This is a genomic window from Cupriavidus malaysiensis, from assembly GCF_001854325.1.
GTDB lineage: Bacteria > Pseudomonadota > Gammaproteobacteria > Burkholderiales > Burkholderiaceae > Cupriavidus > Cupriavidus malaysiensis.
Genome location: NZ_CP017754.1, coordinates 3,643,901 through 3,667,996 on the forward strand (window position 1 = coordinate 3,643,901; position 24,096 = coordinate 3,667,996).

Sequence of the window (24,096 nt, forward strand, 5' to 3'; positions counted from 1 at the left end):
GGCCGGGCCGGCAACACTGCAATGCTGCGCCGCACAAACCGCACGGATTTCAAGCGTTACTTCGAGGAGAATCAATTTGCGCATACGTAGCCAAAAGGACTTTGCCTCCGGCCTGATGTTCATTCTGGTCGGTCTGGGCTTTTCCTGGGTCGCACGCGGCTATTCCATGGGAACCGCCGCCAAGATGGGACCTGGATACTTTCCGTTCTGGCTCGGCATCGTCCTGGCCCTGCTCGGCTCGCTGGTTCTGACCGGCGCGCTGTCGAGCAAGAGCGAGAAAGACCACCTGGCCCGCTGGGACCTGAAGATCCTGCTGTGGATCCTGGGTTCGGTGGTGCTGTTCGGCTTGCTGCTCAAGCCGCTCGGCATGGTGCTGTCGGTGGTGGTGCTGGTGCTGGTGTCGTCGATGGCCAGCCATGAATTCAGCTGGAAGGGCGCGATCCTGAACGCCTTCATCCTGGTGCTGATCAGCATGGGCGCCTTCGTGTACGGCATCAATCTTCAGATGCCGGTGTGGCCGGCATTCCTGGCAGGTTAAGGAGACGGCCTGATGGAACTACTCGCCAACCTCGGACTGGGCTTCTCGACCGCCCTGTCCTTCCAGAACCTCGCGTACGCCTTCCTGGGCTGCGTGCTGGGCACCCTGATCGGCGTGCTGCCGGGCCTGGGGCCGCTGGCCACCATCGCCATGCTGCTGCCGGTGACCTACACGCTGCCGCCGGTGGCCGCGCTGATCATGCTGGCCGGCATCTACTACGGCGCCCAGTACGGCGGCTCGACCACCGCCATCCTGGTCAACCTGCCCGGTGAATCGTCCTCGGTGGTGACCACCATCGACGGCTACCAGATGGCGCGGCGCGGCCGCGCCGGGGTGGCGCTGGCCACCGCCGGCCTGGGCTCGTTCTTCGCCGGCTGCGTGGCCACGCTGATCCTGGCCGCCTTCGCCGCGCCGCTGTCGGAACTGGCCTTCAAGTTCGGTCCCGCCGAGTACTTCTCGCTGATGGTGCTGGGCCTGATCGGTGCCGTGGTGCTGGCGTCGGGCTCGCTGGTCAAGGCAATCGCCATGATCGTGCTGGGCCTGCTGCTCGGCCTGGTCGGCACCGACGTGAATTCGGGCGCCGCGCGCTTCTCCTTCGACGTGCCCGAACTTACCGACGGCCTCAACTTCGTCTCGGTCGCCATGGGCGTGTTCGGCTTCGCGGAGATCATCGCGAACCTGGAGCAGAAGGAAGCCCGCGAGACCTTCACCGACCACGTGACCAACCTGTTCCCGACCAAGGAAGACTTCAAGCGCATGATCCCGGCCGTGCTGCGCGGCACCGCCCTGGGTTCGGCGCTGGGCATCCTGCCGGGTGGCGGCGCGGCACTGGCCTCGTTCGCGGCGTACTCGCTGGAGAAGAAGACCTCCAAGTTCGCGCATGAATTCGGCAAGGGCGCGATCGAAGGCGTGGCGGGTCCGGAATCGGCCAACAACGCCGCGGCGCAGACCTCCTTCATCCCGCTGCTGACGCTGGGCATCCCGCCCAACGCGGTGATGGCGCTGATGGTGGGGGCGATGACCATCCACAACATCCAGCCGGGCCCGCAGGTGATGACCAGCAACCCCGCGCTGTTCTGGGGCCTGATCGCCTCGATGTGGATCGGCAACCTGATGCTGATCATCCTGAACCTGCCGATGATCGGCGTCTGGGTGAAGCTGCTGAAGGTCCCCTACCGCTACCTGTTCCCGGCCATCCTGACGTTCTGCTGCATCGGCGTCTACTCGGTCCAGAACACCACCTTCGACGTGTTCCAGACCGCCGCCTTCGGCGTGATCGGCTACCTCTTCATCAAGCTGCGCTGCGAGCCGGCGCCGCTGCTGCTCGGCTTCGTGCTGGGACCGATGATGGAAGAGAACTTCCGCCGCTCGCTGCTGCTGTCGCGTGGTGACTTCAGCGTGTTCGTCACCCGCCCGCTGTCGCTCGGCCTGCTGATCGGCGCCGCGCTGCTGGTGCTGGTGGTGGCCATGCCTTCGATCAAGGCCAAGCGCGAAGAAGCGTTCCAGGAAGAGTAATAGCGCTGATACCGGCCTGCCCGGACCGCTGCACGGGTCCGGTCGCCAGGATGATGAAGGGGGCCACACGGCCCCCTTTTTTTTCACCTGCCCGGCGGTCCGGCTGCCCGGCGCTCGGCCGCCGCAGGTGCCTCAGGTGCCTCAGGTGCCTCAGGTGCCGCAGGTGCCTCAGGTGCCGAACAGCTCCGCACAGGCCACGCGCACCGCCTCGGTGACGTGGCGGCGTGCATGGTCGCGCCGCTCCAGCATGCCGACGGTGCGCATCACCGGCGCGCCGGCCTGCAGCGGCAGCACCCGCAGCGCCTCGTCCTCCGGCCAGCGCGCACGCCGCAGCAACGGCACCACCGTCACCCCCACCTGCTGGCGCACCAGTTCGACCAGGGCCTCGATCGCGTTCAGCTCCAGGAACTCGTTGACGCGCAGGTGGGCACGGCGCAGCGCCCGCTCCACCAGCATGCCGGTGCGCTGGCCGCGGTCGAAGCGCAGGAAGGGGCTGGCGGCGAGCGCCTCGCGCGCGCTCTGGCCGGGATGGTCGCGCGCGACGATGGCCACCAGCGGTTCCTGGTAGAGCGGCGTCCAGCGCAGCGTGCCAGGCAGGCGCCCCGCGCCCTCCACCAGCACCGCCGCATCCAGCTCGCCAGACTCCACCAGCGCCGCCAGCTCGATCGACTTGGCGCCGACCAGCCGTATGTCCAGCGCGGGATAGGCCTGCTTCATGCGCGCCACCACCTGCGACAGGCCGCCCATCACCGACACCACCGCCCCCACCGCGACCGCGCCGGCCATGGCCTCCGGCGGCGCCAGCGGCAGGCGCATTTCATCGTAGAGGGCGAGCAGGCGGCGCGCCTGCGGCAGCAGCTCGCGGCCGTCGGCATTGAGTACCGCCACCCGTCCGCCGCGGTCGAACAGCTCGCGCCGCAACTCGGCCTCGAGCGCGCGCATCTGCAGGCTGACGGCAGCCTGGGTCAGTGCCACGGGACCGGCGGCGGCAGCGAAGGAGCCATGCTCGGCCACGGCGACGAAGGTGCGGAGAAAGCGGATGGTGCTCATGGCAGACAGGGAGGAAAGCAGGCGGCCTGCGCGGCCCCTCGGCGGCCGGACGGGGTCCCGCGGCATTGCGGCCGGCTTCGCGCGGCTATCGCGCAAGGAGTGGCAAGAGGTGACGAGACACGGCACAAGACACGCACAAGACATGGCACAAGACATGGCGGGACACCGCCACCCTGCTTGGCGATGCACCGCCACAGTGCCAGGCATACACAAGAAAAGCTTGTGACAGCGAAAAGAAATATTAGCTTTTATTGTTTGGCAGTGCGCGGAATAATGATCCCGAGCCAGGCGCCGCGCCTCCTGCGGCACATCGGCACGCCATCCTGCCATTCCGATCCGGAGACCTTCATGAGCCCCTGGTTGCGCCGCGCCGGCACCGGCCTCGCCACCGCCCTCGCGCTTTCCCTGGCCGCCACCCCGGCACTGGCCGACAGCTATCCAAGCAAGCCGATCCGGCTGATCGTGCCCTTCCCCGCCAGCGGCGCCACCGACCTGCTGGCGCGCGCGATCGCGCAGAAGGTCAGCACCAGCATCGGCCAGCAGATCGTGGTCGACAACCGTCCCGGCGCCGGCGGCGCGATCGGCTCCGACATGGCTGCCAAGGCGCCCGCCGACGGCTACACGCTGCTGATCGCCACCACCAGCACGCATGCGATCGGCCCGCACATCACGCCGCGCCTGCCCTACAACACCGAGACCGATTTCACCCCGGTCAGCCAGGTGGCGACCGCCACCAACCTGCTGCTGGTGCCCAACAGCCTGCCGGTCAAGAACGTCACCGAGCTGATCGACTACGCCAAGAAGCACCCCGGCCAATTGAACTACGCCTCCAGCGGCCCCGGCACGGTGGTCCACCTGACCGCCGAAGCCTTCAAGGCACAGGCCGGCGTCTTCATCACCCACATTCCCTACAAGGGCACCGCGCTGGCCATTCCCGACCTGATGTCCGGCAAGGTCCATGTGCTGTTCGACAGCATCGTGTCCGGCCTGCCGCACGTGAAGGACGGCAAGCTCAAGGGACTGGCCGTGACCAGCCTGAAGCGCTCGCCGCTGGTACCGGACATCCCGACCGTCAGCGAATCCGGCCTGCCCGGCTTCGAGTCCGACACCTGGTTCGGCATCTACGGGCCCAAGGGCCTGCCGGCCGAGATCGTCAACCGCCTGAACGCGGAGTTCAACAAGGCCATCCAGGCCCCCGAGGTCAAGGACCGCCTGGCCAGGCTCGGCGCAGAACCGGTCGGCGGCACCCCGGCCCAGTTCGCCGCCATGGTGAAAAAGGACAGCGCGCGCTGGGGCAAGCTGATCAAGGAACGTAAGATCGTGGTGGATTGAAGCCATAGCCAGGAGATGTGCCAAGACCGAGCGCCAAGCGCACCAACACCGAGCGCCAAGCACGAGGTCTTGGCTCCCTCTCCCCTCATGGGGAGAGGGTGGGGGAGAGGGGTGGTCTAGCAAGGCACCACGCACAGACGAAGCCGTCGGTGTTGTCCAACACGCCAGGTCAAGGACGAAGCCGTCGGTGTTGTCCAGCACGTCGCCGCCAGCCAGCGCCCGCCCTCACCCCGGCCCCTCTCCCGCAAGCGGGAGAGGGGAGCGAACCGACAGCAAGCCAAACCGACACCGAACGATCAAACAGGCAGCACTCACGAGACCGCCATGCAAGACTTCAACTGGACCAACCCCTACCCCACCCCGCGCACGCCGCTGTTCGCGCGCAACGTCGTCTCGACCTCGCATCCGCTCGCCGCGCAGGCCGGCCTGCGCATGCTGCTCAAGGGCGGCAATGCGGTCGATGCGGCCATCGCCGCGGCGGCCGCCATCACCATTGTCGAGCCGGTCTCCTGCGGCCTGGGCAGCGATGCCTTCGCCATCCTGTGGGACGGCAAGCAGCTGCATGGCCTGAACTCCTCCGGCGTGGCGCCGGCGGCCTGGAACCCGGAGTACTTCAAGAACAAGTACGGCACCGAGGCCGACGGCCTGGCCAAGCGGCCGATCCGCGGCTGGGACGCGGTCACCGTGCCGGGCGTGATCGCCGGCTGGGCGGCGCTGCATGAGCGCTTCGGCAAGCTGCCGTTCGCCGATCTGCTGGAGCCCGCCATCGAGATCGCCGAGCGCGGCTATGCCGTGCCGCCGATGGTGGCGCACAAGTGGAACCTGGCGGTGCCGGAACTGAAGGACCAGCCCGGCTATGCCGAGACCTTCATGCCGCACGGCCGCGCGCCGCACGTGGGCGAGAAGTTCGTCATGAAGGCCGCTGCCGACACGCTGCGCAAGATCGGCGAGACCCGGGGCCGCGCCTACTACGAAGGCGAGATCGCCGAGAAGATCGCCGCCTTCAGCAAGCAGTGCGGCGGCGCCATGACGCTGGACGACCTGCGCAACTACCGCCCCGACTGGGTCACCCCGATCGCCAAGGACTACCGCGGCTACACCGTCCACGAGATCCCGCCCAACGGCCAGGGCATCGCCGCGCTGATGGCGCTGGGCATCCTGGAGCAGTTCGACGTGGCCTCGCTGCCGGTGGACAGCGTGGATTCGCAGCACCTGCAGATCGAGGCCATGAAGCTGGCCTTCGCCGACCTGTACAAGTACGTGGCAGATCCGCGCAGCATGGAAGTCACGCCCGGGCAGATGCTGGACGACGCCTACCTGAAGTCGCGCGCGCGGCTGATCGACATGCAGCGCGCCACCCATTTCAACTTCGGCATGCCCAGGAGCGGCGGCACCATCTACCTGAGCGCCGCCGATGAGAACGGCATGATGATCTCCTTCATCCAGTCGAACTACATGGGCTTCGGCTCTGGCGTAGTCGTGCCCGGCACCGGCGTCAGCCTGCAGAACCGCGGCGTGGGCTTCTCGATGGATCCGAAATCGGCCAATGTGGTCGCCGGCGGCAAGCGCCCCTTCCACACCATCATCCCGGCCTTCCTGACCAAGGATGGCCGCCCGGTGATGAGCTTCGGCGTGATGGGCGGCGACATGCAGCCGCAGGGCCACCTGCAGACCATCGTGCGCATGCTGGACTACCGCCAGCAGCCGCAGGCAGCCTGCTGCGCGCCGCGCTGGAAGGTCAACCGCGACTTCACCGTGGACCTGGAGGCGAGCATGAACCGTGCGGTGGTCGCCGGACTGAAGGAACGCGGGCACCAGCTCAAGTCGGTCGACGACCCTTATATGGACTTCGGTTCCGGCCAGTTCATCTGGCGCCTGTCCGACGACGCGGACCATGGCTACGTGGCCGCCAGCGACAGCCGCCGCGACGGCCAGGCAGTCGGCTTCTGAAACCGGCATGGCGGCGCCCGCATGCGGGCGCCGCATCCGGCCGCGCGCTGTTCTGTGGTCGGCGCGCAAAACTGTCGCTTGCGCCGCCCCGGCAAGGGCCTAGACTGGCGCTTCCCCTCCCCTCGCGCACGCCCTGCCCGCCATGCCGACCTACGCCTTCCGCCTCGTCAACGTCTTCGCCGAATCGACCTTCGGCGGCAATCCGCTGTGTGTCTTCGAGGATGCGCGCGGCATGGACGAGGCCACCATGCAGGCGCTGGCCCTGCAGTTCAACCTGTCCGAAACCACCTTCCTGCTGCCCTCGACCGAGGCCGACGCCGCCGTGCGCATCTTCACGCCGGGCGCGGAGATGCGCTTCGCCGGCCATCCCACGCTGGGCACCGCCCATGTGCTGCGCGCCCTGCGCGGCGCCGACTCGCTGCGCCTGGCGCTCAAGGCCGGCATGGTACCGGTACACGCCCAGGGCGATCGCTGGACCCTGACCGCGCCCCATGCCGGCCAGCCGCGCACGGCGCCGGCGGGGCTGCCCGACGCGGCCGTGGCGTCGCTGCTCGGCCTGGACGCCGCCGATCTCGCCGGCCCGCCCCTGTGGGTGGACACCGGCGCCGACCAGTTGCTGGTGCCGCTCAGGCACGCTGAAGCGGTGCGGCGGGCGCGCCCCGACAGCAGCCGCCTCGAGGCCTGGCCGCAGAGCAGCCTGGGCCGCCGCAGCGCCTATCTGTTCGCCTTCGACGAGCAACGGCGGGGCAGCGTGCTGGCGCGCTACTTCTTCGCCCGGCAGGGTGGCGGCGTGGCGGAGGACCCCGGTACCGGCTCGGCCTGCGCCAACCTCGGCGGCTGGCTGCTGGCCACCGGCCACGCGCTGCCGGCCGCCTACACCATCGAGCAGGGCGAAGCGGTCGGCCGGCCCTGCCGGCTGCAATTGCAGGTCGGGCGCGATGGCGTCATCCAGGTCGGCGGGCGCGTGATCGAGATCGGGCGCGGCACGGTCACGCTGTAGCGCATGAGGGCAGCCTTGCGGCGAGCGTGTGCAACGGACGCCACCTGCATGCGGTAGAGTGCGGGCTGGTGTCCCGCAGGCGCCTCGCCATCCCCCTCCCCCGCCACGCTGCCATGACCGCACACACCCTGACCACGCTCGAAGCACTCGAAGCCCGCTACGCCGAGCCGGGCGCCGCCTCGCTCGCCAAGGAAGTCGACTACCTGCACCCGCACTACCGCGCCTTCGTCGAGGCCTCGCCCTTCTGCCTGTTGTCGACGGTGGCGGGCGGGCAGGCGGAGTGCTCGCCGCGCGGCGACGCGCCCGGCTTCGTGCAGGTGCTGGACGAGCGCACGCTGCTGCTGCCCGACCGCCGCGGCAACAACCGCATCGACAGCCTGCGCAATATCATCGCCGACCCGCGCGTCGGCCTGCTGTTCCTGGTGCCGGGCGTGGACGAGACCCTGCGCGTGGCCGGCACCGCGCAGATCTCGGTCGACCCGGCGCTGATCGCGCGCTGCGAGGTCGATGGCAAGGCCCCCGCCACGGTGCTGGTGATCGCGATCCGCTCGGTATTCTTCCAGTGCGCGCGCGCGCTGGTGCGCTCGCAGCTGTGGTCGCCGCAGGCGCAGATCCCACGCAGCGCCCTGCCGAGCAACGGCACCATCCTGGCCGACCTCAGCCGCGGCGGCATCGACGGCCACGCCTACGACGAGGCACAGCCGGAGCGCCTGCGCGGCACGCTGTACTGAAGCCGTCCCCGCTCCGTACGGCGCGGCGTGCTTGCGGCGTGCTTGCGGCGTGGTTGCGGCGTATTGGCGGCGTCTTTGCGCCGGGCACCGTACCGGGCGTCAGCCGCGCGGCAGCCACTCGGCGGCATGCGTGCCGAGCGGCACCGACGGCAGCACCCAGCGCGCGGGGGTCTGCGCCAGCTGCCCCGCATGGCGCACCACGGTCAGTTCGCCAAAGCCCGACGGCAGCGTCATCAGCAGGTCGCCGATGTCCTCGAAACGTTGCTCCGGCGCTGCCAGGCCTTGCGGAATCCGGCCCATGCCGCGCAGCCACTGCCCCACCTGCGCCAGCGACACCCGCACGTGCCAGCTGCCGCCTTCCGCGGCGCGGCGCCACAGCGCCGCCATCGCGCCGAAGGCCAGCAGGTAGCCGGCGGCATGGTCCAGTACCTGCGCCGGCAGCGGCCGCGGCGCCCCGCCGCCGCCGGCCTCCGCCTCGGCATGGTTGAAGCCGGTGGCCGTCTGCACCAGCGAATCGAAGCCGCGCCGGCCCGCCCACGGGCCCGCATGCCCGTAAGCCGACAGCGACACATAGACGATGCCGGGCCGGGCCCGTGCCGCCGCCGCAGGCCCGGCGCCCAGGCCCTCCAGGGCACCGGGACGGTAGGCTTGCAGCACCACGTCCGCGCCGTGCAGGAGCTTGTGCCAGGTGCGCGCGTCCTCGGCATCACGCAGGTCGAGCTGGCAGGAGCGCTTGCCGCGGCTGGTGTCGATCACCAGCGGCGCGATGGCCGGCAGGTGGGCCGCCGTGACCAGCAGCACATCTGCGCCGTGGGCGGCCAGCGTGCGCCCGGCGACCGGGCCGGCGATGATGCGGGTCAGGTCGAGCACGCGCAGGCCGGACAGCGGCCGCGCGGCCTCCGCGTCGTCCGGCAGGGGCGGTGGCGCGGCGGGCGGCGCCTCGCCGATGCGTTCCAGCGTCAGCGGCGGCCAGCCGCGCAGCGCCTGCGCCTGGGGATGGCGGTCCCAGGCCTCGAAGGAGCGCATCGCCGCCACCGCCAGGCCGGCCTCGGCCGCTTCGCGCTCGACCTCCTCGGCCCGCAGCTGCGCCAGCGCGACGGCCACCGCGTCGCGCTCGTGCGCGCAGCCGAGCAGACGCAGCACGCCATCGCGATGGTGGGGGAAATTGGTATGCAGCCGCACCCAGCCACCGTCGCCACAGCGGTACAGGCCAGCGATGCTGTCATGGAATTCGGGGGCCGGGCGGCCATCGACGCGCAGGTAGCGCTCGCTGCGGAACTCGGCCAGCGCGTGGCGCATATCCACCGCCACCGGCTGCCAGCTGCCGCTGCGCAGCTGCCAGAGCGCCGCGGCGGCCAGCGCGGATGCCGCCAGGCTGGCCTGGGCGGCCGCACCGACGGCGAAGCTGGACGGCAGCAAGGGGTCGCTGCCGCTCAGGCGCAGGTGCGCCAGCGCCTCGCCCGGCAGGCCGGCGTCCTGCCACAGGCTGGCCAGCGCGGCGGCGGAAAGGGAAGAGGCGGATTCCATGGTCGGATCCTCGATCGGTTGGCGCAAGGCGCGCGGCCGGCGACGGCGTGGCCGGCAGGCAACACCGCAAGACGTCGCCATGTCGCCATGGCGGCCCCCGCGCGCTTCCATGCTAGTCCGGCGCGGCCGCTTCTGCCGCCCCGCCCGCGGGTGCCGGCCACGAATGCGGCGCCGCCCCCGCCGGCGCGGTAAAATCCCGCCTCTAGACCCGCTGGCCCGGCCAGCAACGATCCAGCAGCGTTTCCAGCCGCCCCGGCGGCGCCACCATGAGCCACGATCCCAAGACCACCGACAGCACCCCCGCCGCTTCCAACTTCCTGCGGAGCATCATCGACCAGGACCTCGCCTCCGGCACCTATGCCGGCCGCCAGGACAAGCAGGGCCAGGCGCTGCCGACCGTCATCACGCGCTTCCCGCCGGAGCCCAACGGCTACCTGCACATCGGCCATGCCAAGAGCATCTGCGTGAACTTCGGTCTCGCGCGGGACTATGGCGGCCGCTGCCACCTGCGTTTCGATGACACCAACCCGGTCAAGGAAGACACCGAGTACGTCGACTCCATCATCGACGCGGTGCGCTGGCTGGGCTTCTCCTGGGACAACGGCGGCCAGGCCCACCTGTACTACGCCAGCGACTATTTCGACCAGCTCTATGCCTTCGCCGAGAAGCTGATCGAGCGCGGCGCGGCCTATGTCGACAGCCAGAGCGCCGAGCAGATCGCCAGCAATCGTGGCGACTTCTCGCGCCCGGGCACGCCCTCGCCCTTCCGCGAGCGCAGCGCCGAGGAAAACCTGCAGCTGTTCCGCGACATGCGCGCCGGCAAGTACGCCGACGGCGAGCACGTGCTGCGCGCCAGGATCGACATGAGCGCGCCCAACATCGTGATGCGCGACCCGGTGCTCTACCGCATCCGCCACGCCCATCACCACCGCACCGGCGACAAGTGGTGCATCTACCCGATGTACGACTTCACGCACTGCATCTCGGACGCGCTGGAGAACATCACGCACTCGCTGTGCACGCTGGAATTCGAGAACAACCGCCCGCTCTATGACTGGGTGCTGCACCAGCTGCGCGACTGCGGCACGTTCCATGACCCGCTGCCGCACCAGTACGAGTTCGCCCGCCTGAACCTGACCTATGCCATCACCAGCAAGCGCAAGCTGCTGCAGCTGGTCAACGAGGGCCGCGTGGACGGCTGGGACGATCCCCGCATGCCCACCATCGTCGGCGTGCGCCGGCGCGGCTTCACGCCCGAATCGATCCAGCTCTTCTGCGACCGCGTGGGCGTGGCCAAGTCCGACAGCTGGATCGACATGAGCACGCTGGAAGGCGCCGTGCGCGACGACCTCGACGCGCGCGCGCCGCGCTCGGTGGCCGTGCTCGACCCGCTCAAGCTGATCCTGGACAACTACCCCGAAGGCCAGAGCGAAGAGTGCTCGGCACCGGTGCACCCGAAGCAGCCCGAGCTGGGCCGCCGCGTGTTCCCGCTGTCGCGCGAGCTGTGGATCGAGCGCGAGGACTTCAACGAGACGCCGCCCAAGGGCTACTTCCGCCTGTTCCCCGGCAACAAGGTGCGCCTGCGCTACGGCTATGTGATCGAGTGCACCGGCGTGGACAAGGATGCCGACGGCAATGTCGTCGCCGTCCATGCCAATTACCTGCCCGACACCAAAAGCGGCACGCCCGGCGCCGACAGCGTCAAGGTCAAGGGCAATATCCACTGGGTCAGCGCGGCGCATGCCTGCGAGGCCGAGGTGCGCCTGTACGACCGCCTGTTCAGCGACCCGCAGCCGGATGCCGGCGGCAAGAACTTCCTCGACGCGCTCAATCCCGCGTCGAAGAAGGTCGTCACCGCCTACCTGGAGCCGGGGCTGCGCGAAGCGGCTCCCGAGGCCCGCTTCCAGTTCGAGCGGCACGGCTACTTCGTCGCCGACCGTGTCGATTCGCAGCCGGGCAAGCCTGTCTTCAACCGCATCGTCGGGCTGAAGGACAGCTGGGGCAAGTGAGCGGGAACCACCAGGAGCGACACGAGATGACAGGCAAGCAGACGATCACCTTCCCGCTCGAGGGTGAGCACATCGCCCTCAACGACCTGCTCAAGGTGGCGGGCGTATGCGACAGCGGCGGCGCCGGCAAGGCGCTGGTGGCGGCCGGCGAGGTCACCGTCGACGGCACCCAGGAACTGCGCAAGACCGCCAAGATCCGCGCCGGCCAGGTGGTCGGCATCGGCCCCATCCGCATCCGCGTCGTGGCCGCCTGAGGCGAGGAGGAGTCATGCCGATCGCCTTCTGGTGCGTGCTGTTGGCGGGCATCCTGCCGGTGCTGACGGTGGCCGTCGCCAAGGGCGGCGGCAAGTCCTACGACAACCACGACCCGCGCGCCTGGCTGGAGCAGCAGAGCGGGCGCGCGCGGCGCGCGGACCTGGCCCACCGCAACCACTTCGAGGCCTTCCCCTTCTTCGCCGCCGCCGTGCTGAGCGCCAGCTACCTGCACGCCAATCCGGCGCGCATCGACGAGCTCGCGCTGACCTTCATCGCCGCGCGCGTGCTCTACACGCTGTGCTATCTCGCCGACCGCGCCACGCTGCGCACGCTGTGCTGGACCGTGGGCTTCCTGTCGGTGATCGGCATCTTCCTGCTGCCGGTCTTCGTCCGCTGAGCGCGCCATGGCGACCGGCCACCCCACCCGGCTGCTGCCCCGCCTGGCCGTCGCCGCGGCAACGGCCGCGCAGGGCATGCTGCCAATGCCGGTCGTGCTGGCAATGCTGGCCGGCAGCCCTGGCGCCGCGCACGCCCAGGCACGGCCCTATGCCGTGGACGGCACGCACACCACGGTCTACTTCGGCGCCACGCATTTCGGCCGCAGCACCGTGCGCGGCCGCTTCAACCGCATCGACGGGCGCATCCTCTACGACCCCGCCAGCGGCAGCGGCTCGCTCGACGTCACCGTCGACACCGCCTCGGTCGACAGCGGCCTGCCGCCGCTGGACGGCGTGCTGCGCTCGCCACAGTTCCTCGATGCCCAGGGCTTCCCGTACGCGCGCCTGCGCGCGCAGCGCTTCATCGTCGAACAGGGCCGGCTGGTAGCCGTCGAGGGCGAGCTCAGCCTGCACGGCGTCACGCACCCGGTGCGCCTCGAGGCCGAGCGTTTCAGCTGCGGCGAGGAAGCCGTGTTCGGGATCCGCCGCGAAGCCTGCGGCGGCGACTTCCGCCTCACCCTCTCGCGCAGCGCCTTCGGCATGACGCGCTTCCTGCCCGATGTCGGCGACATGGTAACGCTGCAGATCGCCATCGAAGCGACGCCGGCGGGGCCGGCCGAGGCGCCGGCCATGCCACCCATATCGCCCGCGTCACCCGCATCGGACAGCCAGCCGGCCCGCTAGCCGGGCTCCGCGCCGGCCCGCCGCAGGTTTCGCCGCAGGTTTCGCGTATGATGCGGCCTTTCGCATCGTCGCAGGCCACACCGCCGCAATCCGCCCATGGCGCTCAAGTCCACCATCTTCAAGGCCGAGTTGTCCATCTCTGACATGGACCGCCCCTACTACGGCAGCCACGCGCTGACCATCGCCCGGCATCCGTCGGAAAACGACGCGCGCATGATGGTGCGCGTGCTCGCCTTCGCCTGCGAGGCCAGCGAGACGCTGGCCTTCACGCGCGGGCTGGACGAACCCGACGAACCGGACCTGTGGGACAAGGACCTGACCGGCGAGATCGTGCACTGGATCGACCTGGGCCAGCCGGACGAGACGCGGCTCAAGCGCGCCGCGGCGCGTGCACGCCGCGTCACGGTCTTCACCTACCAGGGCGCGAGCGCGCGCGAGTGGTGGAAGAGCATCGCCGGCAAGGCGGGCAAGCTGCGCAACGTCACCATCTACAATGTGCACGATGACGCGGTAGAGGCGCTGGCCGGCATGGCCGAGCGCGCCATGCGGCTGACGGTGACGATCCAGGACGGCGAGATCTGGGTCAGCAGCGACGACCGCAACGTGCAGCTGACGCTCGACGCGCTCCAGCGCGCCGACGCTTGAACCCGGCGGGACATCCGGTCCCGCCGCCGATGACGCCAACCGAGGCAATCAAGGAAACCACCATGCAAACGACTCCCTCCGGCCTGCAGTTCGAAGACACCGTGATCGGCGCGGGCACCGAGGCCACCGCCGGCAAGCACGTGACCGTGCACTACACCGGCTGGCTCTACGAGAACGGCCAGGCCGGCCGCAAGTTCGATTCGAGCAAGGACCGCAACGACCCCTTCGTCTTCCCGCTGGGCGCCGGCCACGTGATCCGCGGCTGGGACGAAGGTGTGCAGGGCATGAAGGTGGGCGGTACCCGCCGCCTGGTGATCCCGGCCGACCTGGGCTACGGCGCGCGCGGCGCGGGCGGCGTGATCCCCCCCAACGCCACGCTGCTGTTCGAAGTGGAACTGCTGTCGGTCTGATCCGGCACCGGCGCAGGGGTGCCGGCCAAGCGGGCCGGCCAGCCCCCGCGCCATACCGCGGCGGCGCTCAGAAGCTGATCGCGGCGTTGCTGACGTCGACCCGCACCTTGTCCCGGTCGAGCAGGCGCGCCGCATGACGGGCATAGTTCGCCGCCCAGGCGGCATCTTCGGTGAAGCGCGATTCGCCGGAGAACTTGGCGACGCTGAGTATCTTGTCGATCACCAGCACCTTGCCCACCGGACTGGAGGCCTGGCAATCCAGCTCCGCATACTCGCGGTCGAACCAGCGCCAGCCCGCCTCCTCGCTGAGCGCCGCCAGTTCGGCATCGCCGACCGTGAACGCGAATTCCTTGCCGTTGCCGAAAACCACCGTTAGCGTACGCGCCATTGCGTGTTCTCCTGGTTGAGGCCCCCATTGTACGGACAGCCGGGCCACGGCGGCCAGCCCACCGGACCCTGCCTGCCAGGCGTCGGCCTGGTTCCGGCCGGCCGGAGCCGCGCGGCCGTCCCGCTTCGCGGGCCCGAGCGTTGTCCAGGACCGACAGACGTGTGCGTCCCGGCACGATTTCCGCTGCCGCGAAGTGGTTTGGCTGCCGCATCCCGACCGCCTTTGCATTATGCTTGCAGCATGGCCATCACCCGACAGGATCTCGAAGCAGATCGGCTGCGCGCAACGCTGTGCAGCACGCCGGTGGCTGCCTCCCTGCTGCCCGAGGAAGCGCTCGAGAGTTCGCTGCACGAGACCCTGGTACGGCATCCCGATCCGGGAGCGCTGGACGGTGACGTCTGGCTGTTCGGCTACGGCTCCCTGATCTGGAACCCGATGGTGGTCCACACCGACCGCCGCGTCGCCACCGCGCATGGCTACCATCGCGGTTTCTACCTCTACTCCCGCATCAATCGCGGCACCTGGGACAACCCCGGCCTGGTGCTGGGCCTGGACCGCGGCGGCAGCTGCCACGGCATGGTCTTCCGCATCCCGCGCCATGTGATCGAGCAGGAATTCCGCGTGCTCTGGCGCCGCGAGATGATGACCGGCGCCTATCACCCGCGCTGGCTGCGCGTGCGCATCGGCGGCGAGTTCGCCGGCCGGCCCCAGCGAGCCTTGGCCTTCGTGATGAACCGCGCACACGAAGCCTATGCCGGACGCCTGCCCGACGAGCGCGTGGTGGACTGCCTGCGGCATGCTTGCGGCCTGTACGGCCCGGCGCGCGAATACCTGCAGCAGACCATGCTCGGCCTGGCCACCAACGGCGTCGGCGACCCCTACCTGGACCGGCTGTGGCGCCGCTTGCAGCACGAGGACAGCGCCGCCGGCTCGTGCGTGGCGGCAGCCGGCTGAGAGACGGGATCGCCATGCCGCGCGCCGCCGTCCGTTCCCGCAGCCTGATGCTGGCCGAGGTCCTCGGCCTGGCCGGACTGCTGATGGGCAGCGGCCTGATCGCCAGCCCGGGCGGCTCGTCCCAGGCCGCGCGCGCGCCGGCCAGCGCGGCACCGGCCGGCTTGCACGCCGCGCCGGCGCTCAACCACCATCCCCTGCGCGGCGGCATCTCCACGCTCGACCGCAACCTGATCACGGCCTCCGCCGCGGGCGACCTCGAACTGGTGACCCGCCTGCTGACGGCTGGCGCATCGGCGCAGGCGGTGGACGAACGCGGACGCAGCGCACTGCTGGCGTCCATCTACGGCCAGCACAAGGAAGTGGCACGCGTGCTGATCCTGGCCGGCGCCGATGTCAACCGCAAGGACGGCGAGGCCAACAGCCCTTTCCTGCAGTCGGCGTCGAGCGGACAGGCCGACCTGGTGCGGCTGGAGATCGCCCACGGGGCCGACCTGCGCAGCACCGACCGCTATGACGGCACCGCGCTGATCGCCGCCAGTGAGCATGGCCACGTGGACGTGGTCAAGCTGCTGCTGCAGGCGGGCGTGCCGGTCGACCACGTCAACCAGCTCGGCTGGACGGCCCTGCTGGAGGCCATCATCCTGGGCGACGGCAGCCAGCGCTACGAGGACATCGTGCAGCTGCTGCTCGATGCCGGCGCCGACCCCAACCTTGCCGACCGCGAAGGCAACACGCCGACGCGCCATGCGCGCGAGCGTGGCTACAAGACCATCGTGAAGAGCCTGATGCGCGTGCGCGGGCACTGACGGGCCGGCGGCGGCGCGGCGCCGCCGGCCCGGGGCCCCCAGGGCCGTCAGGCGGAGGTGGCCTTGCCCTGGGCGGCTGCGCGCGCGTTCTCGGTTTCCTGCAGCTGGCGCCACATCACCTTGCCCGTGCCCGACTTGGGCAGCGCATCGACGAACTCGACCACGCGCGGATACTTGTAGGCCGCCATGTTCTCCTTGGCCCACTCGACGATCTGCTCCTCGGTGGTCTTGCCCTTGGCATGGGCACGCAGCACCACCACGGCCTTGACAGTCTCGCCGCGGTAGGGGTCGCGCGTGCCGATGATGCAGGCTTCCTGGATGTCGGGATGCTTGTACAGCAGGTTCTCCACCTCGGCCGGCCACACCTTGAAGCCGGACGCGTTGATCATGCGCTTGAGGCGGTCGGTGATGAAGTAATAGCCTTCCTCGTCCATGCGGCCCAGGTCGCCGGTGCGGAAATAGGTGCGCCCCTCGAACTCGATGAAGGCCTCCTTGGTCGCCTCCGGCTTGCCCCAGTAGCCCTTGAACACCTGCGGGCCGCTGACGATGATCTCGCCGATCTCGTTGGGCGGCAGTTCGGCGAGCGTGACGGGATCGATCACGCGCGCCTCGGTGTTGAAGGTCGGCACGCCCAGGCACTGCAGCTTGGGCCGCTCGGAGGGATTGCTGTGCGTCGGCGCCATGGTCTCCGACAAGCCGTAGCCCTCCAGGTAGCTCAGGCCGAACTGCTGTTTCAAACGCTCGGCCACGGCCTGCGGCATGGCCGCGCCGCCGCCGCCGATATAGCGCAGGCTGGACAGGTCGAACTGCTCCAGGTTCGGGCTGGCCAGGAAATCGATGACCATGGTCGGGATGTTGGTCCAGTGCGTGACCTGGTAGCGCGAAATCAACCGGCCGGCCACCTCGCGATCCCAGCGCGGCAGCATCACCACGGTGGCACCGCTGAAGATGGGCCCGTTCATGCCGTACTGCATGCCGGTCACGTGGAACAGCGGCAGCACCGACAGGATCACCGACTCGGCGCCGCTGCCCGACCAGGTGGAGCCGCCGACGACGTTGTGCATCACCGAGCGGTGGGTATGGATGCAGCCCTTGGGGAAGCCGGTGGTGCCCGAGGTGTAGGGCATCACCGCCATGTCGTCCGGTCCGGCGGTGTGCTCGCGCGGCGCCGGTGCGCCGGCCAGCGCATCCTGCCAGGCGGTGGCGCCGGGCGGCAGCGCGTGCGTCGCGGTCAGCCAGGCCGGCGGAGCGTCCTCGGGATGCTCGTGGGCCGGCGGCAACGCATCGGCATATTGCGTGACCAGCAGGTGCTGGAGGCGCTGTTCGGCGGGCAGTTCGGCATCGGCCGCGGCGGCGCCGGCGGCCAGGTCGGCCGTGCAGATGGCCACGCGCGCCTGGGCATCGGTCACGTAGTGCTTGAATTCCTCGGCCCGGTTCATCGGGTTGACCGGCACCACCACCGCATCGGCGCGCAGGATGGCGTAGTAGCTGATGATGAACTGCGGGCAGTTCTGCATGTACAGCAGCACGCGGTCGCCCTTCTTGACGCCGGCCTTGTGCTGCAGCCAGCCGGCCAGCGCCTCGGCCTGCTCGCGCAGCGCGCGGAAGGTGATGGCATTGCCGAAATAGCGGATCGCCGCCTTGTCGGCATAGCGGTGGGCCGAGACCTCCAGGTTGTACCAGAGCGAGGTCTCCGGCAGGACGATCTCGGTCGGCACGCGCTTGGGCCAGAACTGCAGGTGCGGACGCGCGGGCTGTTTGTTCTGCATCATGTCTCCTAGTAGGTCGGGCGACCCGATATTGACGAATCCGGTCAAGCAATATAACCGAACGACCGTTCTATTTTCAATCGGTAGCTGCCCGGCCCTGCCCGACCCGACCCCCGGCGGCTTGCAAATGACGCCGGCGCCCCCAGAATAGGGGGAAGACAGGAGGGCCACGGCCCGCCGCAAGACGAGAACCGAGAAGCGAGATGAGCGACACGACCCTGCAGACCTTCGAAGCCGACGTCATCGAGATGTCGCGCCAGGTACCGGTACTGGTGGATTTCTGGGCGCCCTGGTGCGGCCCCTGCCGCACGCTGGGCCCGATGCTGGAAAAGCTGGAGCACGAGGCAGCCGGCAAGTGGAAGCTGGTCAAGATCAACGTGGACGAGCACCAGCCACTCGCGGCGCACTTCGGCGTGCGCAGCATTCCACATGTGATCGCCTTCGTGGATGGCAAGCCGGTGGACCAGTTCGTCGGTGTGCTGCCCGAGAGCGGGCTGCGCGAGTTCCTGGCACGCGTGACGCCGGCGCCCAGCGCGCTGGCGCTGCGCCAGGCACGTGAACTGGCGGCGGACGGCCAGCGCGAGGCGGCGCTGGCGGCCTTCCAGGCCGCACTGGCGCTCGACCCGGGCGCGGATGCAGCGCGCATCGAATATGCCGGCTTCCTGCTCGACGGCAACGCGATTGCCGAGGCCGAGGCCGAATTCGGCATGCTGTCGGCGCGCGCGCCGCAGCAAGACGGCTATGACGCCCTGCGCACGCGGCTGCAGACCGTGCGCGAGGCCTCGGCCCTGCCCGATGCTTCGGTGCTGTCCGCCCGCGTCGCCGCCGACCCGGGCGACCTGGCCGCGCGCCTGGACCTGGCCCGCCAGCACATCGCCCACCATGACTACGAGGCGGCGCTGGAGCAGTTGCTGGCCATCGTGCGTGCCGACCGCGCCTATGAGGACGGCGTGGCGCGCAAGACCATGCTGGCGGTGTTCGACCTGATGGCCGACCGGCCGGACGCGGTATCGCGCTGGCGCCGCCAGCTCAGCACGGCGCTGAACTGAAGCGGACGGGCCGGGCGCGGCGGGCGCGGCAGGCGGTAAACTGTCGGCCCGCGGCCCCGCCCGCCATCTGCCGTTCCGCTCCGACACCGTGACCGCTCCCCAGCCGCAACCGCCCGCCCTGGTCGACTTCCGCACCAGCCCCGAACCCAGCCACGACCGTCCACGCCCCGACCGCCTGGTGCAGGGCAATCCGGCCCGCACCACCTGGACGCACTACGGCGCGCCGTCCGGCGATTTCGATTGCGGCATCTGGGCCTGTGAGCCGGGCGCCTGGCGCATCGCCTTCCCGCCCGGCAAGGAGGAGTTCTTCCACGTGATCAGCGGTCGCCTGCGCATCCGCGACGAGGCCGGCAACGCGCGCGAGTTCGGCCCGGGCGACGCCTGCGTGATCCCGGCCGGGTTCCAGGGCGTATTCGAAGTGATCGAGCCGGTGCGCAAGCATTTCGTGGTGATCGACCGCGCCGCCGCGCGGCCGGCCTGAAGACAGCCGCGCCGCTCGAGTGCCCCGGCCCGAGGGCCGCGGCAGCGCGGGCGGCACCGCTCAGGCCTGCGCCTCGACCAGGGAGAAGCCGTTCTCGCGCATATGCGAGACCATCATGGCGTCCATGCTCCTGACATGATGGGCGAACCAGCCCGACAGCTCGGCCACCAGCCGGCGCCCCAGTTCCAGTTCGCCCGCCTCCGCCACCTTGGCCCGCACCGCCTCGGCCACCGCCAGCACCTGCTTATGCTCGCCCGCGTGGCAGTGGCGCGGCCCGAAGCCCATCGCTTCCATCCAGGCCTCTTCCTGGCCGAAATGATGGCGGGTGTGGTCGATCCACTCGTCGAAGGCCGCCAGGAAGGCGTCGTCCGTGGCGCGCGCGGTGGCTGCCAGCAGCAAGGTGAATTCGGCGTGCGTGGCATCGGTCACGGGTTCGCCCAGGTGCAGTTCGGGCGCCAGGCCGGCGGAAGACAGCGGAGTGGGATCGGTCATGGATCGAGCGGCAGGTATGAGGGCCGGTCGATGCGCCGGCCAGCCTGAAGGATACCCAATCGGGCACGGGCCGCCCTGATCTGGCGCAAGGCTGGCCATGCCCGGGGAAACGGCCGGCGCTGGCGCCGGGTTATCCTTGCGGAGCATTTCCATGCATTTCCATGCATTTCCTTGCGTTTCCGCTCTCCGACCTCGGCCACGATGCCCCGACTGATCTTCTTCTGCGGCCATGCCGGCACCGGCAAGACCACGCTGGCGCACCGCCTGATCGGCCCGCTCATGCGCGCCACCGGCGATCCCTTCTGCCTGCTCGACAAGGACACCCTGTACGGCCGCTACAGTGCGGCGGCCATGGCCGCGCTGACCGGCGATCCCAACGATCGCGACAGTCCCACCTACCTTGCCCACCTGCGCGACCCGGAGTACGAGGGCCTGCTCGACACCGCGCGCGAGAACCTGTCTCTGGGCATCAGCGTGATCGTGGTGGGACCGCTGTCGCGCGAGGTACGCGCCCACCAGCTAGACGATCCCGCCTGGCTGCGGGCGCCGGCGGGCACGGACACGCGCGTCGTCTGGGTCCACCTGCCGGAAGACGAGGCGCACGCGCGTATCGTGCGGCGCGCCAACCCCAACGATGCCTACAAGCTGGCGCACTGGGAGACATACCGCACGCGCCGCTTCCTGCCGCCTCCCGCGGATTACCCGGAGCTGATCTACTTCGACAACAGCGCGCCTGGCCCGGCCGAGTTCGACGCTTTACTGGCCACGCTGGCCGCTTAGCCGCTTAGCCGCTTAATTCGCCACGACCCCGCCCACCGGCACGCTGCCGTCGGCCAGGGCGCCGATCGCGGCCGAGGCCGCGACGAAGCCGAACACCGCCGTCACCGCGACCGAGGAGCCGAAGCCCGCGCAGGCCAGCCCCTGGGGCCCCTGCGCGACGGGCGGCGCCTCGCCGGGCGCGCAGGCCGCCTCGTGCGGCCCCGGATAGCGCAGCGGCTCGTCGGAATAGACCGCCGCGATCCCGAACTTCTTCTTGGGGTCGCGCGGGAAGCCCCATTGCTTGCGCAGGCCGGCTCGCACCTTGGACAGCAGCGGGTCCTGGATGGTGCGCGCCAGGTCGTCGATGCGCACGCGCGTGGGATCGAGCTGGCCGCCGGCGCCGCCGCAGGTGATCAGCGGCAGGCCCTGGCGGCGCGCCCAGCCCAGCATGGCGATCTTGACCCGCACCGAGTCGATGGCATCGATCACGTAGTCGTGGCCGGCGCCCAGCAGCTCCACGACGTTGTCCGTGGTGACGAAATCGTCGACCTGCCGCACCGTGCAGCGCGGATTGATCTGCAGGATGCGCTCCGCCATCGCCTCCACCTTGGCGCGGCCGTAGGCGTCGCCCAGGGCATGGATCTGGCGGTTGGTGTTGGACAGGGCGATGTGATCCAGGTCGACCAGCGTGATGCGCCCGACCGCATTGCGCGCCAGCGCCTCGGCGGCCCAGCTGCCCACGCCGCCGATGCCCACCACGCACACGCTGGCCTGCTGCAGCCGTGCCAGGCCGGCATCGCCGTACAGGCGGGCCACACCACCGAAGCGGCGCTCCCAGTCATCGTCCGCGGGCACGCCGGCGGTATTCGGCAAGGACAGGGAGGGAGCGGACTGGGACATGGCAGAGGTGTTGGAATCACAGGGAAATCTTGCCGCGAGGCGCGAATCGGAGGCAATCCGACAGGCGCCGGCGGCGCGCAACTATACAATAGATGGAATCGTGGCCTGCTCGCCACACCATGGTGAGCGCCCGTTCCCCGCCCAGGAGTCCGTCCCCATGTCCCTGCGCCGCAAGGCTGTCGCCTGGAGCCTGCTGACACCACTGGTGCTGGTCGGCCTGATCGTCATCCTGCTGCTCACCTTCGACTGGAACCGCCTCAAGCCCTGGCTCAACCAGAAGGTGTCCGACGCCATCGGCCGGCCCTTCGCCATCAACGGGGACCTCGTCCTGACCTGGCGCAGCGCCGTCGGCGAAATCGGCTGGCGCACCTGGGTGCCGTGGCCACGCCTGTCGGCCCGCGACATCACCGTCGGCAACCCGGACTGGGCGCGCGAGCCCAACCTGCTCAGCATCGGCGAACTGGTCTTCGTCCTGCGTCCGTTACCGCTGCTGGCGCGCCGCATCGAAATTCCCCGCCTGGTACTGGACAGCCCCGCGGTCTGGCTCGAACGCCTGGCCGACCAGCGCAATAACTGGACCTTCACGCTCGGCGGTGGCGGCACCGCGCCGCACTGGGGCCTGGACGTCGATGAGGTGGTGCTGACGCGCGGCAACCTGGCCCTGTCGGACAAGGTGCAGAAGATCGAACTGCAGGCCGCCGTGGACACCATCGGCGACGACGGCTTGTACGGCGACCGCGCGCGCGACGCGCAGAGCGCCTCCGCCACCCTGGCGGGCCCGGCCGCCTCATCCGCCGCGGCGGCGGCCCCGCCCGCCGCCTCCGCCGCCGGCAGCAGCGCGGCCGCCGCCGAGCCCGGGGACTCGCCCTACGGCATCCGCTGGAAAGCCAGCGGACGCTACAACCAGGCCACCATCAGCGGCAGCGGCAAGGCCGGCAGCGTGCTCAGCCTGCGCGACAGCGACACCCCCTTCCCGCTGCAGGCCGATGTCCGCATCGGTAACACGCGCGTGGCCCTCGAAGGCACCCTGACCAACCCGGCCCACCTCGCAGCGCTCGACGTCCGGCTGCAGTTGAGCGGCGACAACCTGGCCCGGCTCTATCCGCTGACCGGCATCACCCTGCCCACGACCCCGCCCTACGAGACGCGCGGGAGACTGCGCGCCACGCTGCAGACTGGCGCTTCGGTGTACCGCTACGAGAACTTCAGCGGGCGGCTCGGCGGCAGCGACCTGTCGGGCTCGCTTACCTTCGCCCAGCACGAGCCGCGCCCGCTGCTGTCCGGCAAGGTCGCTTCGTCCGAGTTGCGGCTGGTCGACCTGGCGCCGCTGATCGGTGCCGACGCCAAGCCGGGCAGGGCTGCGGTAGACAGCCCGGTCAAGCAGCCGGCCGGCAAGGCCCTGCCGGTGGCGCCCTTCCGCACCGAGCGCTGGGACAGCATCGATGCCGACGTGACCTTCGCCGGCAAGCGCATCGTGCGCGACAAGGCGCTGCCTGTCACTGACCTGCACGGCCACCTGCTGCTGCGCGATGGCGTAGTGACCCTGGATCCGCTCGATTTCGGCGTGGCCGGCGGCAGCCTGGTTTCCACACTGAAGCTGGATGGCAAGCGTGCGCCGCTGGCCGCCAACATCGACGTGACCGCACGCCACCTGAAACTCAAGCAGCTCTTTCCTACCTTCGAATCGATGAAGGCCAGCCTCGGCGAGCTCAACGGCAGCGCGCGCCTGGGGGCGCGCGGCAACTCCGTGGCGGCCATGCTGGGCAGCGCCAACGGCGAGGCCCGGCTGCTGGTCGAGGATGGCACCATCAGCAAGTTCCTGCTGGAAGCGATGGGCCTGAACGTAGGCAGCGTGGTGCTGACCAAGCTGTTCGGCGACAAGCCGGTGCGCATCCGATGCGGTGTCAGCGATTTCGGCTTCGACAAGGGCATTGCCACCGCCCGCACCTTCGTGCTCGATACCGACGCGGCCGTGATCCGCACCACCGGCGCCATCGACCTCAGCGACGAGAAACTGGCCCTGACGGTGCGCCCCGAGGCCAAGGGCGTGCGGCTCCTCTCGCTGAATGCTCCGCTTTACGTCGGCGGCACCTTCCAGCATCCCTCGGTCAGCCCCGATGCCGGCGTGCTGGCGCTGCGCGCCGGCAGCGTCATCGCGCTCGCCGTGCTGGCGCCGGTGGCCACGGCCATCCTGCCCCTGACCGAGCTGTCATCCAGGCAGGACAGCCAATGCAGCAAGCTGCTGGGCGAGCTGCAGCACCGTCCGGGCACCCCCGTGCCACCGCGCCCCGCGTCTGGCCCCAGCCACAACCCCAGGCCGGACAAGGGGGCAGACCCGCCTGCGCCGCCCCCGCCGATCCGGCAAGGCCGGGCGGATACGTATACCCAGGGCGGCTGACCGGAGCATGCCATGCC

24 protein-coding genes are annotated in these 24,096 nt (G+C 69.9%); 18 read left to right on the forward strand and 6 right to left on the reverse strand.

Annotated features, from left to right (window positions below):
- The first annotated feature begins 76 nt into the window (after positions 1 to 76).
- Both BKK80_RS16450 and BKK80_RS16455 read left to right on the forward strand, forming a co-directional pair.
- Positions 77 to 538, forward strand: coding sequence for a tripartite tricarboxylate transporter TctB family protein (locus tag BKK80_RS16450; protein ID WP_071014658.1), 462 nt, complete (start codon positions 77 to 79; stop codon positions 536 to 538).
- Positions 539 to 550: 12 nt separating this feature from the next.
- Positions 551 to 2,053, forward strand: a complete 1,503-nt coding sequence (locus BKK80_RS16455) for a tripartite tricarboxylate transporter permease (protein ID WP_071014661.1) — start codon at positions 551 to 553, stop codon at positions 2,051 to 2,053.
- A gap of 168 nt (positions 2,054 to 2,221) precedes the next feature.
- On the opposite strand, the gene BKK80_RS16460 is transcribed toward BKK80_RS16455, so the two are convergent.
- The gene (locus BKK80_RS16460; RefSeq protein WP_071038083.1) at positions 2,222 to 3,103 is read right to left on the reverse strand and encodes a LysR substrate-binding domain-containing protein; all 882 of its coding nucleotides are present in this window, start codon (positions 3,101 to 3,103) and stop codon (positions 2,222 to 2,224) included.
- Between the two features lie 348 nt (positions 3,104 to 3,451).
- Between BKK80_RS16460 and BKK80_RS16465 the strand changes: the two genes are divergently transcribed.
- From BKK80_RS16465 to BKK80_RS16480, 4 genes are all read left to right on the forward strand, one after another.
- Positions 3,452 to 4,435: a Bug family tripartite tricarboxylate transporter substrate binding protein gene (locus BKK80_RS16465; protein WP_071016526.1), complete on the forward strand. Its 984-nt coding sequence runs from the start codon at positions 3,452 to 3,454 to the stop codon at positions 4,433 to 4,435.
- 324 nt (positions 4,436 to 4,759) lie between these two features.
- A complete protein-coding gene (gene ggt, locus BKK80_RS16470) occupies positions 4,760 to 6,385 on the forward strand; it encodes a gamma-glutamyltransferase (protein WP_071070224.1) in 1,626 nt (541 codons plus the stop codon).
- Between the two features lie 142 nt (positions 6,386 to 6,527).
- A complete protein-coding gene (locus tag BKK80_RS16475; protein ID WP_071070226.1) occupies positions 6,528 to 7,385 on the forward strand; it encodes a PhzF family phenazine biosynthesis protein in 858 nt (285 codons plus the stop codon).
- 113 nt (positions 7,386 to 7,498) lie between these two features.
- Positions 7,499 to 8,116 carry a pyridoxamine 5'-phosphate oxidase family protein gene (locus BKK80_RS16480; protein WP_071014672.1) on the forward strand — a complete coding sequence of 206 codons (618 nt, stop codon included), beginning with the start codon at positions 7,499 to 7,501 and terminating at the stop codon, positions 8,114 to 8,116.
- A 99-nt stretch (positions 8,117 to 8,215) separates the two neighbouring features.
- Here the strand turns inward: BKK80_RS16480 and BKK80_RS16485 are convergent, their stop codons facing one another.
- Positions 8,216 to 9,643, reverse strand: a complete 1,428-nt coding sequence (locus tag BKK80_RS16485; RefSeq protein ID WP_071070228.1) for a CoA transferase — start codon at positions 9,641 to 9,643, stop codon at positions 8,216 to 8,218.
- A 266-nt stretch (positions 9,644 to 9,909) separates the two neighbouring features.
- Here BKK80_RS16485 and BKK80_RS16490 point away from each other — a divergent pair, with 266 nt between their 5' ends.
- The 6 genes from BKK80_RS16490 to BKK80_RS16515 all read left to right on the forward strand — a co-directional run bounded on the left by BKK80_RS16490 (position 9,910) and on the right by BKK80_RS16515 (position 14,083).
- Positions 9,910 to 11,652, forward strand: a complete 1,743-nt coding sequence (locus BKK80_RS16490; RefSeq protein WP_071070230.1) for a glutamine--tRNA ligase/YqeY domain fusion protein — start codon at positions 9,910 to 9,912, stop codon at positions 11,650 to 11,652.
- A 26-nt stretch (positions 11,653 to 11,678) separates the two neighbouring features.
- A complete protein-coding gene (locus tag BKK80_RS16495; protein ID WP_071014680.1) occupies positions 11,679 to 11,906 on the forward strand; it encodes an RNA-binding S4 domain-containing protein in 228 nt (75 codons plus the stop codon).
- Between the two features lie 14 nt (positions 11,907 to 11,920).
- Positions 11,921 to 12,304, forward strand: coding sequence for an MAPEG family protein (locus tag BKK80_RS16500; protein WP_071014683.1), 384 nt, complete (start codon positions 11,921 to 11,923; stop codon positions 12,302 to 12,304).
- 103 nt (positions 12,305 to 12,407) lie between these two features.
- A complete protein-coding gene (locus BKK80_RS16505) occupies positions 12,408 to 13,028 on the forward strand; it encodes a YceI family protein (protein ID WP_232346324.1) in 621 nt (206 codons plus the stop codon).
- A 96-nt stretch (positions 13,029 to 13,124) separates the two neighbouring features.
- Positions 13,125 to 13,673: a YaeQ family protein gene (locus BKK80_RS16510; RefSeq protein ID WP_071014686.1), complete on the forward strand. Its 549-nt coding sequence runs from the start codon at positions 13,125 to 13,127 to the stop codon at positions 13,671 to 13,673.
- A 62-nt stretch (positions 13,674 to 13,735) separates the two neighbouring features.
- A complete protein-coding gene (locus BKK80_RS16515) occupies positions 13,736 to 14,083 on the forward strand; it encodes an FKBP-type peptidyl-prolyl cis-trans isomerase (protein ID WP_071014689.1) in 348 nt (115 codons plus the stop codon).
- A gap of 67 nt (positions 14,084 to 14,150) precedes the next feature.
- Here BKK80_RS16515 and BKK80_RS16520 read toward each other — a convergent pair whose 3' ends face one another.
- On the reverse strand, positions 14,151 to 14,471 hold the full coding sequence (locus tag BKK80_RS16520) for a hypothetical protein (RefSeq protein ID WP_071014692.1): 321 nt from the start codon (positions 14,469 to 14,471) through the stop codon (positions 14,151 to 14,153).
- A 240-nt stretch (positions 14,472 to 14,711) separates the two neighbouring features.
- On the opposite strand from BKK80_RS16520, the gene BKK80_RS16525 reads away from it, so the two are divergent.
- Together BKK80_RS16525 and BKK80_RS16530 are read left to right on the forward strand one after the other, a co-directional pair.
- The gene (locus BKK80_RS16525; protein WP_071070232.1) at positions 14,712 to 15,425 is read left to right on the forward strand and encodes a gamma-glutamylcyclotransferase; all 714 of its coding nucleotides are present in this window, start codon (positions 14,712 to 14,714) and stop codon (positions 15,423 to 15,425) included.
- 14 nt (positions 15,426 to 15,439) lie between these two features.
- Positions 15,440 to 16,231, forward strand: coding sequence for an ankyrin repeat domain-containing protein (locus BKK80_RS16530; RefSeq protein WP_084545599.1), 792 nt, complete (start codon positions 15,440 to 15,442; stop codon positions 16,229 to 16,231).
- A 47-nt stretch (positions 16,232 to 16,278) separates the two neighbouring features.
- Here BKK80_RS16530 and BKK80_RS16535 read toward each other — a convergent pair whose 3' ends face one another.
- Positions 16,279 to 18,000, reverse strand: coding sequence for a long-chain fatty acid--CoA ligase (locus BKK80_RS16535; RefSeq protein WP_071014697.1), 1,722 nt, complete (start codon positions 17,998 to 18,000; stop codon positions 16,279 to 16,281).
- A gap of 203 nt (positions 18,001 to 18,203) precedes the next feature.
- Between BKK80_RS16535 and trxA the strand changes: the two genes are divergently transcribed.
- Positions 18,204 to 19,049, forward strand: a complete 846-nt coding sequence (trxA, locus tag BKK80_RS16540) for a thioredoxin (RefSeq protein ID WP_071070234.1) — start codon at positions 18,204 to 18,206, stop codon at positions 19,047 to 19,049.
- 88 nt (positions 19,050 to 19,137) lie between these two features.
- Positions 19,138 to 19,530, forward strand: a complete 393-nt coding sequence (locus BKK80_RS16545; RefSeq protein WP_071070236.1) for a cupin domain-containing protein — start codon at positions 19,138 to 19,140, stop codon at positions 19,528 to 19,530.
- 60 nt (positions 19,531 to 19,590) lie between these two features.
- Here the strand turns inward: BKK80_RS16545 and BKK80_RS16550 are convergent, their stop codons facing one another.
- Entirely contained in the window at positions 19,591 to 20,022 is a 432-nt protein-coding gene (locus BKK80_RS16550; RefSeq protein WP_071014704.1) for a bacteriohemerythrin, read from the reverse strand.
- A 201-nt stretch (positions 20,023 to 20,223) separates the two neighbouring features.
- Here BKK80_RS16550 and BKK80_RS16555 point away from each other — a divergent pair, with 201 nt between their 5' ends.
- Positions 20,224 to 20,802: a P-loop nucleotide/nucleoside kinase family protein gene (locus BKK80_RS16555; protein ID WP_071014706.1), complete on the forward strand. Its 579-nt coding sequence runs from the start codon at positions 20,224 to 20,226 to the stop codon at positions 20,800 to 20,802.
- 12 nt (positions 20,803 to 20,814) lie between these two features.
- Here the strand turns inward: BKK80_RS16555 and tcdA are convergent, their stop codons facing one another.
- Positions 20,815 to 21,681, reverse strand: coding sequence for a tRNA cyclic N6-threonylcarbamoyladenosine(37) synthase TcdA (gene tcdA / locus BKK80_RS16560; RefSeq protein WP_071014709.1), 867 nt, complete (start codon positions 21,679 to 21,681; stop codon positions 20,815 to 20,817).
- A 157-nt stretch (positions 21,682 to 21,838) separates the two neighbouring features.
- Here tcdA and BKK80_RS16565 point away from each other — a divergent pair, with 157 nt between their 5' ends.
- Positions 21,839 to 24,079, forward strand: coding sequence for an AsmA family protein (locus BKK80_RS16565; protein WP_071070238.1), 2,241 nt, complete (start codon positions 21,839 to 21,841; stop codon positions 24,077 to 24,079).
- Positions 24,080 to 24,096: the final 17 nt, after the last annotated feature.